We start from the raw sequence: 12,796 nt of genomic DNA on the forward strand, positions 1-12,796 counted from the left end.
GAGGACAATTATATAAAAATCACTAAAGAAATAAACAAAACTTAGGTGCATCTTATATAGCGGCTTTTCTTGGCGCCTGCTTCCCAGTAATCGCCAACCAGACCTTCAATAATACTGCTGCCGGCCCATGGCATCAGACAGAACCAGGTGCTTGCCGGAGAACCGTCACTGTAAGTCTCCGTTAACAGCCCCTCGGAATGGCAAAATCTCTCGGACATCCAGCCCGTCAAGCCATGGTCATATTCCCGGTCATACCGGTTATAGGTCTGGCAGCCCCAGCCGACGGTATCCAGCATCCGCTGCCGGACGTAAGGATCATCGCGCTGCTGTACGTAGTAATACAGCTCATCCACCACGCTGCTCGACATGGGATGGATATGCGGGTTGGCGACGGAGGTCACGCTTCCCCCGCAGCTGGACCACCCCACCGTGCTCAGCGGCGGCACCTTAACCGGAGAATTGTACGCGAATTTGAAGGTGAACTCGTAAGCAATCGCATCTCTCATATGATCAAGATACAGCTCATCCCCTGTGAGGGCGTGCAGATATCTGACCGCCCTGATGTACGCGAGAATCCCTTCAGAGTCTACCGCCTTATCCGCATCAAGCGGCGCACCATAACATTCCATCCGTATCACATAGGTCTCATAATAATGCCGCTCACTGCGCTTCAGGCTGTCCAGATGCGACCGGTTTCCGGTTAGCCAGCTATAGTAGGCAATTGCAGCCATGATCCAGGTTCCGCTGAAGGAATCATATTCAAGCCCGGCACCGGTTCTCTCAGAGAGAATCGTAGGGTATTCATCGTCCGAATTCCGGCTTCTCTCCAGTACAGGGAGAACCTTCCGCACGAAGTCCACCCACTCCTCGTGGATGACATGTTTGAGCCGTTTCTCGTATTCATAGGCCTTCATAATATAGAATAATGCCTGTCCGCACAGATAGGCAGAATGTCCCGGAGTGCGCATTCCGTCAAACCACCAGCCGTTAATGCTCCATTTCCCGTCCTGATAGGCCTCATAAGGAAGGCCGGATGCCGGGTTCATGGAGTTCTCGATGATATTCTCAATGCAGGATAGCGCTTGCTCGCGCATGGGTTCATCCTCCAGCCGCAGGGCAGCCATCAGCATTGGAGTGGCTACACTCAGACCGTCTGTCCAGCTGATCGAGATGATTTTATTATACCTGTACCCGCCTGTCTCCTTGTCCTCATAGACAAAGGTTGTGTAGCTCCGGTCCTCAGGCAGCCACGCATATTGATAGATCGCCTTCGACAGGTCGGCCGCAGCGCTCCGGATATCACTGCCCGGTCTTGGAGGCTGATGATAGCGGGAATAGATGTCTTCCAGCGCCGCATTGATGCCCAGCTCAGACTCAGCCTTGTACTCGAACAAATCCAACGTGAACTCTACAGACTCTGAGGCCTTCAGTTCAAAGCAGTTCTCCGCAAGCCGTGCCCGTTCCTTCACAAGATGCGATTTGATGAATAGAAGCGGAGCATTCTCATACCCCAGCGTATATCCGACCGTTCCCTTGGCAAGCGAGCAGGTGAAGCCGCCATACTGGTAGAACTCACCCTCAAGCTCAGGCTTCCACTGGATTCTTTCCCCAGCCCGGCTTATAAAGTACGGACTGGCACACAGGCCGAACACCCTGCCGTTGTCATATACCAGTGCCGCAGGATGCGACAACCGGTCGCTTCGTACCATCCACCAGGGAGATGATGGACGTGAAGGCTCGCCTTCTCTCAATCTCGGGAACTCGTTTGGAACATTCTGCGGAGCCTCCCCTCGGTTGCGGCCATACATAAAAGCGGGAAGAAAAAAACGCGGGTCCGTCTTGGCAAACGGCAGCTCCACATGAATGACTCCCGACCACGCTGCACTGTTAAGATTCGTGATTCGCACACAGGCCTGAAAAGGCTGCCTCGCGCTGCCTGTACCCCCTGTTATCTCTACGGACGCATGTAGTCCCTGCCCGTTCAATCCGGTATATCCGGTATCTTCCTGATGCTTGCTTCTTGCAGTTACGATTAGTTCCATCATCCGGTCCTCCAATCTGGTGTGTACAATAAAAACGTTTGCAAATCATATCCTGACATGCTAGGATAAGGACATTTTAAAGTAGTTCCAGAGAAGAATCCTTGCGAATACCGCGCAATGTATTGCGCCAAATGACCTGGAGGTTACCGATGAACGATCCTTTTGAGCTGCGGTATGATCCCATCCATAAAGATTTTCTCTACCTGCACAGGACGACTACCTATAATATGGGGACCTTCTATCACCAGCATGAAGCCTACGAGCTGTACTTGTTCCTGCGCGGCAACGTCAATTTCTATATTGAGAACAGCTGTTACCATCTGGAACGCGGAGATCTGCTTGTGATCAATCCGGAAGAGATGCACCGTTCCTTCAGCCAGGATGAATCCGAATATGAACGGATTACCCTTAACCTCCAGAAATCATATCTGCACCGCCTGTCTACACCTGCAACCCCTCTATCCTGGTGCTTCGACTATCGACCGAAGGGAAAAGGCAACATCGTACATCTTGAGGAAGCCCAGCTTCGGCAATTTCTACGCTTGGCAGGCAAGCTGGAGAAAGCTCTCTCGTCCGATGCGTATGGATCAGATATTATCGCCAACAGTGCACTCGCTCAATTATTGGTGCTGACCAACACGGTGTTTCATAAGGCAAGCTTTGTACCTGACGATATCATGCCGGAGCTGGTCCGCAAGACTATGAAGTATATTGACGCCCATCTGGAGCAAAGGATCACGCTTGAGCAGCTTGCCGGTATCTTTCATTTGAATAGCACCTATATTAGCCGCCAGTTCAAACAACATACGGGCTTAACTCTCCGTGCGTATATATTGGACCGCCGGGTTTCGTTAGCCAAAGCTTACCTCTGCGAAGGGCTTAGCATTACCGAGGCCTCTTATCAATGCGGCTTCAGCGATTATGCCAATTTCATCCGCAGCTTCACCAAGATTACCGGAATCTCGCCTGGAAGATTCGCCAAAAAAAACGCAAGCCTCCCGGAGTAGAAGGCTTGCGTTGCTCTATTGTAAGGCACGGGATTACTCAGAATTTATCAATCTTGTACCAGAATAAAGGCAGCGGGAACCAGCCTAGAGGCGCATCCACTGCCATATAACGGGCATGGTGGGTAAGCAGAAGTGTCTGAGCCTGCAGCCTGTCCAGGACCCTCGCTCCCGGCTGGGCAGTCCGTTCAACGCTCACGCCATCTTCATCTACCCGCGCCGTAACCGGCTGACCGTCCATCACTGCGGAGAATTCTCCCGGTACAATACCAGTGGTCCTGAACTTCAGCGTCAGATAAGCCTTCAGGACATTGGCGAAATCCAGAATATGATACATATCCGAGTTCTCGATCACAATGTCTTCCGCAATGCCGCCAAGAGCCTTATTCAGCGGGATGTCATATTCTGGCGCGTACATCGTTATTCTCCCTGCTCTGCTATAGGCCATGTATGCCTTAAGCGTCCGCAGAATATCATCCGCCTTCTCCAGCGCGAATTCAGCTATATCATCGCCCGCTTCGTTGACAACCAGATAGCCGATCAGCTTACCCTGATCCAGAACGCCAAGTGCCTCTTGACAGAGGGTGCTGAAAATCAGCGGTAATTGCTCTAAGCTACGCTCAACATAAGCAAGCCGCGAGGTATTCAGGTTATGCGCAAATTCTGCTCCTCCTTCCATCTCAAACAGCGGGCTGAAGGAGATTCCGGTGTCATTCACCCCTCTTAAGCCATGGCGCACATTGGCCTCTGCCACGGTATATTTGAGCTTGACACCGCCAAGCGTGAAGCCGAAGTACTCATATCTCTGCCGCTGTCCATATAATACAACCATATCACATGTACTCCGCAGTTCTTCAAGCCACAGGTTCATAAGCGCTTTCATATGCCCTTCGCCGCGCGCACGCGGATGGACCGATACGGTACCCAGATAGCCGGTCCGCAGCGTATCCTCACATACTTTAAGAGACTCTGGAAAAACAGCCACTAGTGCGCGCAGCCTGCCCTGCTCGTCCACTGCGACCTTATGCATCGCAGATGAATCCACACTTTTGTCATAAGCCTTGGGCATCAGAATTTCAAAATCAAAGCGGAAGGCAAGATTGGCTAAATCTATGTATTCCTCTCGCTCGTGCGGAGCTGCCGTTCTGTAGTTAACCATTGGTTAGACCCCTTCAGACTGCATATTTAACTGCCTCTTTGACTATATTCTAGAGGCATCCGCCATCTCCTGCTGCAGATCACTTTGATTCCCGCCGCCTTGCCGCGGCCTCATCTATCGCTTGCTGGATATCGGCCAGGGCTGTCTCCAGGGGCTGCCCGGCCAGATATTGATTCACGCCCTCCTGAATCTTCACCTGGAGTGATTCTGTGGATACGGTGTGCGGCCAATAGAGCGTGGCGTCCTCCCGCGTGACCGCCGCTGCAATGGAGGATACCGAATCGGTCCGGTCCGTCGGCGCCGAGATGACGGAAGGCACAGCCAGCGCGCCTGCGGCGAGCTTCTCCTGTGTGGTTCTGCCGTTCATGAATGCCACGAACTGCTTGGCCTCCTCCGGATGCTCTGTCCGGGAGCTGATCACCCGGTAGGTGCCGACGTTGATATTAGGCACCGTCTTCACGCTGCCCGGCACCATCATGAACCGGATATCCTGTCCAGGGTTGCGCTCCTTGATGCTGGGGATGTCCCAGGTTCCGGTAATAATCATGGCCGCGCGGCCTGTGCCGACCAGATCCTTGGCCTGCTCATGCTTCAGACTCTTCCAGTTCGGCGGCACGAACCCCCGGTCAATAATGTAACGGTGCTTCTGGATCGCATCCACGAATACCGGGTCATGGGTCCGGATCTCCCCGCTCTCCAGCTTCTTCGTCCAGGCGGCATCGGCCCCGTTATCCGACATGATCGACCCCCAGAAGAACTGGGCCGTCGACCATTCGGCATCCATTGCCACCGGAATAAGCCCTTCCCCCTTCAGCTTCACGCACAGCGCCAGGAACTCGTCCCAGGTGCGCGGAACCTCCAGCCCCAGAGAGTCGAACAAGGTTTTGTTGTAGAGCAGCCCGTCACTGTGCATTACCTCCGGCGCACCGTACACGCGGCCGCCGACCGTAACCGGCAGCAGCGAGTTGGGATAGAATTCCTTGAGGAACTCGGCCCCGGTCAGGTCCAGATACATATCAGTCCGCAGGGCACGGAATTCCTCGAACAGGCTGGGCGACCAGGTATCGAACACATCCATCGGCTCACCGCCCAACAGCCGGATCTTGATCCCTGCCGTATAATTATTATTCTGTATAAAGTCTGCTTCGATCTGGATCTGGGGATGAAGCTTCTCAAATTCGGCAATCGCATCGAAATACACCTTGCCCGCCTGCGCTGTATCCAGCAGATAGCTGGAGTAACGCAGCGTGACGGGTTCACGCCCTCCTGGTGCTTCGCCGGACAGAAGGGAGGCGTCCGTACGGCTCCGGGCATCACATCCGGCAATCGTGACCAGCAGCAGCATCGCGCTGCCCCAAATCCCAATTCTCCTCGTAATCATGACGCCCTCCTCCTTCCCTATTCTCCATTCTTATTCTGAGCGTCCAGATGTCCTCCGTCAACGGACAATCAGAGCTTGCCCCCCGAAGTTGCAATCCCTTCGATGAATTGCCGCTGGAACAGGATGTAGATAAGCAGCATCGGCCAAATCGCCAGTACGGAAGCCGCCATCAGCTCCGGGTAGTCCACGGCGAAGGCGCTTTGAATCTTCGCCAGAGCCGAGGAGAGAGTCGCCGCATCCGAACTGGTGTTGACGATCATCGGCCACATCAGGTCCTTGAAGGAGAACAGGGCCGTGAATATCCCGAGGGCCACCAGACCGGAGCGGACCAGCGGGAGCATGATTCTGGCAAACGTCTGCCCGATATTGCAGCCGTCAATTTTGGCCGCCTCCTCCAGCTCCTTCGGCAGGCCCATGAAGAATTGTCTCAACAGGAAGGTGCCGAAGGCACTGACCAGACCCGGGAACAGCAAGGCAAATATTGTATTGCGCATCCCCAGTGCATCGACCATCAAATATTGCGGGATGATGAAGATCTGCGTCGGCACCATCATCTGAAACAATACGAGACTGAAGAAGAAATTGCGCCCCGGGAACCTCAGCCTGGCAAAAGCATACGCAGCCATCGCGCTGAACATTACGGCACACAGCACCCGAAGCGCCATCATCGCAAAGGTGTTCCAGTAGAGGACCAGAAAGTTATTCTGGCGCCATACCTCCAGATAGTTCTCCGCCCGCCAGGTCTTGGGGAAAAAGATAAAAGGATTCATCGAGGTGGACTCCGTAACTGACTTGAACGAGGTCAGCACCATCCAGACGAACGGAAGAATCATGACAGCCGCTCCCAGGAGCAGCACAAGGTGAGCTAAGATCCGGTTAAAGTATTTATGTTTGGCCAATAGTGCCGCCTCCTACATGTAGTTGACCCATTTTTTTTGCGCCCGCATCTGGAAGAAGGTGATGATCATAATCAGCGCGAGCAACACCATTACAACCGCTGAGCCATAGCCCTTATTTGAGTACTTGAATGAGTTATTATAGAAGAGATACACAAGCGATACTGTATGGTCATAGGCCGGGTTGCTCACATCAATCATCATATAGATGACATCGAACACCTGCATGGCCTGAATAATCGTGGTCACCACCACAAAGAACAGGGTGGGCGATACAAGCGGCAGGGTAATCACGAAGAATTGGCGCACCCGGCTGGCTCCGTCGATATCCGAGGCTTCGTAGAAGTCCTTCGGAATCTCCTGAAGACCGGCGAGCAGCAGCACCATATTATAGCCGATGACACTCCAGATGCCGATCACCGCGATGGACAGCATGGCTACCCGGGGGTCCGTCGTCCAGTTGACGGCCGGAAGACCCAGCTTGGATAGCCCGTAATTAATGAGGCCGTAGTGCTGGTTGTACATCCAGCGCCATACCATAGTCACTGCCGCAGGGGCGGCGACCATCGGAATGAAATAGATCGTGCGGTACAGCGAGCGGCCCGCGAGCTTGCCGTTCAGCAGGACGGCTACCAGCATGGCAATGGCAATACTGGCAGGTACGACCAGCAATGTGTAGAACAATGTATTGCCGACAGCGTGCCATACCTGTGGATCATGAATCAGCTTGCGGTAATTCTCCCATCCGATGTAGATATTGCCTCTGCCGAAATCCCCGCTCTTGAAGAAGCTAAGGTAAGCGGTCTGTATAATCGGAATGAAGTTGAGGACGATTAGGCCGATCATCGTTGGTGCGATCAGGAACCAGCCCCAGGACCATTCATTCCAGGTTTTGGCTCCAATTTTCTTGACGGTATGATTCATCTGCTTCCCTCTCCTATCAAACCTGCGGTAGCCCCCAGGCTGCCGCAGGTATATGGCTCATGCTTACTTCTCTTCCGCCAGACTCTCATTCATGACCTTAGCTGCATTACGGGCGGCTTCCTCTATGGACACTTTGCCGGAGAATGCCGGCTTCAGCGCTTCATACGCCTTGTCTTCCCAGACAGCCGTTGTATTGGAATACGGACGGATTACCCCATAGCTGACCATGTCAACGAATGCCTTGATGTTGAAGGTCTTGTTGGAATCAACCCACTTGTCAGCCGCACCCGTGTACGCCGAGATGGCAACGCCCAGCTCCGCCTGGCGCTCCTGGCCTGTCTTGGAGCTTAAGTATTCCACGAACTTCCATGCTTCCTCGGGATGCTTCGTCTTGGCATCAACCGCATTGCCGAGGCCGTTATAGATGGAGGCCTGCGCAGCCTTGCGGGGCAGCACGGCGACATCGAAATTCTTCGCCATGAACTCGTTCTCGGTGAAGCCGCTCAGGTTCCATGAGCCGAAGAGGCCCATCGCCGCCTTGCCGTTCTTCAGCAGATCGGCACGCTCGGCATCCCCGTACACCTCTGGGGATAGTCCGTCACGTACGAAGCTTACATAGTAATCAAGCGCTTCGATCGTCTTGGGATCGTCATAGCCAGACTTCTTGTCCGCTGTAATAATGGTGCCGCCGTTCTGATAGACGAAGTTATAATACCCCTCCTGGTTGTGCATCGGTGCGAGGAAGCCATACACCCCGTCCTTCGTGAGCGCTTTTGCGGCGCTGTGAAGATCATCCCATGTCCAGCTCTCATCCGGGTATTTCACGCCCGCCTGGTCAAACAGCGTCTTGTTGTACCACAGCCCGATAGTATCAAAATCCTTCGGAACCGCATATTGCTTGCCCCCCAGATTATAGATCTGGTTCAGGCCTTCCGGGTAATTCTCCAGCTTGACGTCTTCGCTCTTACTGATGCGTTCTGTCAGATCAAGCAGCATGCCGTTGTTCGCATAGCGGTAGATCTCATTGGAATGCATCCAGAATACATCCGGCAGCGAGCCGCCGGTGGCTCCCGCTTCCAGCATCGTCCAATAATCGGACCAGCCGGTCACCTCAATATTGACCTTGATGTCCGGGTTCTGGCTCTCGAATTCATCGGCAATGGTCCGGATTCCCTTCTCCTGGTTGGAATCCCAGATCGCATAGGTCAACTCGGTCTTCTCGCCGCCCGCTGCCTGGGTGGGTGCTGCGGCATCCGTTGCCGCTGCCGATGGTGAAGCCGCTGTATTGCTGTTGCCATTACCGTTGCCATTACCATTGCCGCAAGCCGTCAAGGTGACCGCCGTAAGTAAGATAGACAACGCGGTCGCTAAGCTTTTTTTCTTCACTAGAATGACCCCCAACTTCCATTTAGGATGTACTGCATCTGCTGCATCTCCAATAGTAGGCGAAGGCGGCCGGTATCGAAATGGCTGTTTTTTACGGAACATTTCCTTTTTTTGACCATTCGTCAGGTGCATATAAAAAGCGCATCCGCAGCGGATGCACTTCTTTTACAGTGTCTGTTCTTTTTTTGACAATTGCCGTTCTAGCCCCGGTATTCCTCGGGACTCATCCCGCTCAGCTTCTTAAACAGCTTGCTGAAATATGCAGTATTCGGATACCCTACACGCTCTGCTACCTCATATACTTTCACGTTCTTGTCCTTGAGCATGTGCCTCGCCTTCTCCATGCGCAGCCGGGTCAGGAAGCTGACGAAATTCTCTCCCGTCTCCTGCTTGAATACCCGGCTGAGATAGGAGGCGTTCACGTTAATCCGGTCCGCCACGGATTGCAGGGAGATATCCTCCGCATACAGCTGCATGATGAGTTCACTCGCCTGCTCCGCATAACTCCGGGAGGATTCGCCTTCCGACATCTGCGTCCTGCACTGCTCCAGATAACCGGCAACGGTCCGGTGCAGCCCCTCCAGGCTCTCTTCATGGAGAATGCTCTCGTACACCGTAAGCCCTGCTTCGTTCGGCTCGGGAAGCGCCGGGAAGCAGGACAGAATCGCCCCAAGCAACCGGATATAGGTCGAACGCGCCGCCTGCTTCGTACAGCCCTCCAGCAGCATGGTATCCTTCAGGCTGTTCAGGAAGTCAATCGCCCCTTCGCTTCCACTCTCGGTATCCTGCCTGAACTTTCGCATGGCCGACCTGTCGATGAACACACGATCCCCGCTTCTCTGGCGGCTCCGGGCTTTATCATAGAAGGACAGGCCGCTCCCGCTCGCGAAGAACAGCTCGTCAAGCGCCATATCTGCCTCCTGATATGCCCGCTTCAGGCCGCCAAAGCCAGGCGCCGGGCCGCTGACGCCGATGGACAGCGTCAGCTTCAGGAAATCCTTCATGGCCGCCTGAATCTTGGCGGCTGCGCGTTCGATCTCCGCGCAGACAATCCTCCCCTCAGGCCCGAGGTCCAGCAGCAGCACATATTCCGCGGAGTTCATCACAATGATCTCCTTCGCCCGCTTGCGCGGAAGAATCTCTTCGAGAATATTGGCGACAGAATAGCGCAGCAGCTTCTCATCCTGCTCCACATACTTGCGTCTCTGCTGTTCGAAATGGTTAATCCGCAGCTTCATGAGCACCATAGGCTCATCCGTCAGGCGGATACGCAGGGATTCGCGGTTAGCGAGCACATCTCCGGCGGTCTTGAAGCCGCTGATCATCTCCTTGAAAAGCGTCTCCTTCAAATACCCGATACTCTCCTTGTAGGAGCCTGGGGGCATTTCATCCGAGCCTGCACGGGAGTGGCGGGACGCCCGCTTCCTGACCCTATCCAGCACCTGCTGAAGCTGCGAGGGCTTCATGTCGCTTTTGATCAGATAATCTGCCGCTCCAAGCCGCAGTGCCTCCTGCGCATAATGGAATTCCTCCAGGCAGCTTAGGATCACGAACTGTCCGCCCAGATCCATCCGCCGGGCCTCCCGAATCAGCTCAAGACCGTCCATCACAGGCATCTTGATGTCTGTAATAATCAGGTCGGGCTTGTGCGTCCCGGCCAGCTCCAGCGCCTCCCGTCCATTCGCCGCTTCACCGAGAATCGTAAAGCCTTCCTCTTCCCATTGAATGATGGACTTCAGGCCGATGCGCATCAGCAATTCATCATCCACGATAAGAACACCCAGCATATTCATCCTGCCTCCTTCCTGCTCCTTATAGGAATTCTGATCACGAATACTGCGCCTTGCCCCGGACTGCTCTGAAACGATACCCCGTAAGGCTCGCCATATCCGCGGCGGATACGCTGATGTACATTGATAATACCGATGCCGCCGCTGACTTCTTCGCCGTCAAGCCTGGATTGGAGCTGGTCTGCCGCCGCCCGGCTCATCCCCGCGCCGTTGTCTTTTACCGTAATGGCAAGCTCGGAATTCCCTGCATACCTGACTTCGATGGATACCAGACCGTCCTCCTGGTCGGCAATCCCGTGAAAGATCGCATTCTCTACCAGCGGCTGAATACTGAGCTTGGGAATCTCCTGCTCCGCAAGCGCCGGCTCGATCTCACTGTGGAATTCGATCCGGTTGAAATAGCGCACCTTCTGGATCACGATATAATGATCAATGTGTTCAAGCTCTTCACGGATAGGAACCAGCCGGTTATCCGTCTTGGCGGTATAGCGGAGCATGGAGATCAGCGCCTCTGTCATCTCAACAATGGTGTCCGACTGCTGCATGGTGGCAATCCATTTGACCGAATTCAAGGTATTGTAGAGGAAATGGGGGCTGATCTGCGCCTGCAAAGCCCGGATCTCCGCTTCAACCTTCTGCTCCTGTTCCACATAGATCCGTTCCACCAGCTGCTTCAATTCGGCTGACATTTGCTCGAAGCGGCTGGCCATCACCCCAATCTCGTCATTGGACCGGACCACAGGCAGATTGTCGAATTTGCCCTGCTCCACAAGCGTCATATTGCGGATTAGCTGCTTGATCGGCCGGGTAATCAGATTCGACATATACATAGAACTTATCAGGGCGAACAACAGTAGCACAACGACGATCGTCCACAGGTTCCGCTTAAGAATATCGCTCTCGACAGCCAGCTCCTCCACCGGCATATACATATACGTCTTCCAATCATGCACCTCGAACGGCGACTGGATCAGAATATAATCCTTGCCCGATACGCGGACAATCTGCCGGTTCAAATCGGCAGCCAGCGCATCTTCACGGAGCGGAAACAGCGATTTGAACGGCTTACCGATCAGATCATAATTATTATTGAATATAATGCTGTCGCTGTTATCCACGACGGTAAATGCCGAGCGGTTCCCGGCCTGCATCCGTTTGTTCAGACGGCTGATGAAATCAATATCCACGCTCACGACCATGAGACCAAGCAGCTTGCCGTTCTCCATATCGAATATTTTGCGCAAATTATAAATGGCCCAGTTGTCGTCTCCCTTGGTCTGCATATCCAGCCGTGTCGGCAAATCACGCGTAATATCGTCCGATCGCAGGAAATCGTTGAACCACTCCTCGTTCCTGGGATGATAGGTATAGTCGATGGGCTTGTTAGGAGCGATATATAGGTCACTGCCTTGATTCAAATTATAGACGTAGATGGAGATCGCGCGGTCCTTCATCGTAATGTAATTCATCAGCAGCTGCGTAGCTTGCAGTTCGTTGGGAACGGAGCTGTCGTGCAAATAATTCTGAACAGGATAATTCTCCTGCGAGACGGCGGAGATATAGCTGTTGATCCCATAGCTGGAGATGAGGGAAATCTGCTTCGTATCCTCCAGGAACTCTTCAATTCGGATGTTCGACTGCCTCGTAATATCGGCCAGCAGATCCGTATATTTGCGCTCCAGCATCTGCTGGGAGGAGATGTAGGAGTTGATAAACATGATCACAACCGGGATAAGAATGGCCAGCAGAAAAAAGAACATCATTTTGTTCTTCACACTCACAAAGCGGCGGGTCCGGGCCAAGTTATATTTCAAATGATAACCTCCGGTGGCAGAAATGTTGGAATAACGGTTAGAATACCTCTAATGATAGACTCCCGGGGGCTTTCTTTCTACCCTGACTGGCATGTCTTTTTTTTACTCTTTTTTCTCTCTTTTTTACCTCTGCAGGCCTGAAGGGACATCCGGCTGGCCGGATTCCGCTATCCGCCCGCGCAGCATCGTATGCTGCAGATTTCCCGCCCTTGCCCAGATCGTAAAGAAAGGAACAAAAACAGTAAAAAAGCTTGATTTTATAGTGCTGTCCATTCACTTAACATTCTCGGTGAAGAGATACGGCAATGAACAGGGAGGTTGCGGTGCCTATGCGGAAATAGCCCGGAATGACAGTGCGATTACTACTACAGATGAATACTGCACCAGAATGACAAGAGGT

10 protein-coding genes are annotated in these 12,796 nt (G+C 53.4%); 1 reads left to right on the plus strand and 9 read right to left on the minus strand.

Going from position 1 to position 12,796, the window contains the following annotated elements; all coding sequences use genetic code 11:
* Positions 1-41: 41 nt before the first annotated feature.
* Positions 42-2,045 carry a hypothetical protein gene (locus MKZ24_RS25280; protein ID WP_340787934.1) on the minus strand — a complete coding sequence of 668 codons (2,004 nt, stop codon included), beginning with the start codon at positions 2,043-2,045 and terminating at the stop codon, positions 42-44.
* Positions 2,046-2,191: 146 nt separating this feature from the next.
* Here MKZ24_RS25280 and MKZ24_RS25285 point away from each other — a divergent pair, with 146 nt between their 5' ends.
* Positions 2,192-3,049, plus strand: coding sequence for an AraC family transcriptional regulator (locus tag MKZ24_RS25285; RefSeq protein ID WP_340787937.1), 858 nt, complete (start codon positions 2,192-2,194; stop codon positions 3,047-3,049).
* Between the two features lie 37 nt (positions 3,050-3,086).
* Here MKZ24_RS25285 and MKZ24_RS25290 read toward each other — a convergent pair whose 3' ends face one another.
* The 8 genes from MKZ24_RS25290 to MKZ24_RS25325 all read right to left on the minus strand — a co-directional run bounded on the left by MKZ24_RS25290 (position 3,087) and on the right by MKZ24_RS25325 (position 12,669).
* Positions 3,087-4,205: a GNAT family N-acetyltransferase gene (locus tag MKZ24_RS25290; RefSeq protein WP_042235234.1), complete on the minus strand. Its 1,119-nt coding sequence runs from the start codon at positions 4,203-4,205 to the stop codon at positions 3,087-3,089.
* A gap of 79 nt (positions 4,206-4,284) precedes the next feature.
* Positions 4,285-5,586, minus strand: coding sequence for an ABC transporter substrate-binding protein (locus MKZ24_RS25295; RefSeq protein WP_340787939.1), 1,302 nt, complete (start codon positions 5,584-5,586; stop codon positions 4,285-4,287).
* A gap of 68 nt (positions 5,587-5,654) precedes the next feature.
* The gene (locus MKZ24_RS25300; protein ID WP_042235232.1) at positions 5,655-6,485 is read right to left on the minus strand and encodes a carbohydrate ABC transporter permease; all 831 of its coding nucleotides are present in this window, start codon (positions 6,483-6,485) and stop codon (positions 5,655-5,657) included.
* Positions 6,486-6,497: 12 nt separating this feature from the next.
* Positions 6,498-7,406 (minus strand): carbohydrate ABC transporter permease, encoded by a 909-nt coding sequence (locus MKZ24_RS25305; protein ID WP_340787941.1) that lies wholly within the window; start codon positions 7,404-7,406, stop codon positions 6,498-6,500.
* Between the two features lie 63 nt (positions 7,407-7,469).
* On the minus strand, positions 7,470-8,792 hold the full coding sequence (locus MKZ24_RS25310) for an ABC transporter substrate-binding protein (RefSeq protein ID WP_340787944.1): 1,323 nt from the start codon (positions 8,790-8,792) through the stop codon (positions 7,470-7,472).
* A gap of 200 nt (positions 8,793-8,992) precedes the next feature.
* The gene (locus MKZ24_RS25315; RefSeq protein ID WP_340787945.1) at positions 8,993-10,585 is read right to left on the minus strand and encodes a response regulator; all 1,593 of its coding nucleotides are present in this window, start codon (positions 10,583-10,585) and stop codon (positions 8,993-8,995) included.
* Positions 10,582-12,396, minus strand: a complete 1,815-nt coding sequence (locus MKZ24_RS25320) for a sensor histidine kinase (RefSeq protein WP_340787948.1) — start codon at positions 12,394-12,396, stop codon at positions 10,582-10,584. The genes MKZ24_RS25315 and MKZ24_RS25320 overlap by 4 nt, the downstream gene beginning before the upstream one ends.
* A gap of 123 nt (positions 12,397-12,519) precedes the next feature.
* Positions 12,520-12,669, minus strand: coding sequence for a hypothetical protein (locus MKZ24_RS25325; RefSeq protein WP_340787951.1), 150 nt, complete (start codon positions 12,667-12,669; stop codon positions 12,520-12,522).
* Between the last annotated feature and the right edge of the window lie 127 nt (positions 12,670-12,796).

The organism is Paenibacillus sp. FSL R7-0297 (assembly GCF_038009025.1).
Taxonomy (GTDB): Bacteria; Bacillota; Bacilli; order Paenibacillales; family Paenibacillaceae; genus Paenibacillus_AQ.

Excerpts from the sequence above, each read along its gene's own strand:
- MKZ24_RS25280 (WP_340787934.1), bottom strand. The coding sequence starts at position 2,045 with ATGATGGAACTAATCGTAACTGCAAGAAGCAAGCATCAGGAAGATACC.
- MKZ24_RS25285 (WP_340787937.1), top strand. The coding sequence starts at position 2,192 with ATGAACGATCCTTTTGAGCTGCGGTATGATCCCATCCATAAAGATTTT.
- MKZ24_RS25290 (WP_042235234.1), bottom strand. The coding sequence starts at position 4,205 with ATGGTTAACTACAGAACGGCAGCTCCGCACGAGCGAGAGGAATACATA.
- MKZ24_RS25295 (WP_340787939.1), bottom strand. The coding sequence starts at position 5,586 with ATGATTACGAGGAGAATTGGGATTTGGGGCAGCGCGATGCTGCTGCTG.
- MKZ24_RS25305 (WP_340787941.1), bottom strand. The coding sequence starts at position 7,406 with ATGAATCATACCGTCAAGAAAATTGGAGCCAAAACCTGGAATGAATGG.
- MKZ24_RS25315 (WP_340787945.1), bottom strand. The coding sequence starts at position 10,585 with ATGAATATGCTGGGTGTTCTTATCGTGGATGATGAATTGCTGATGCGC.
- MKZ24_RS25325 (WP_340787951.1), bottom strand. The coding sequence starts at position 12,669 with ATGGACAGCACTATAAAATCAAGCTTTTTTACTGTTTTTGTTCCTTTC.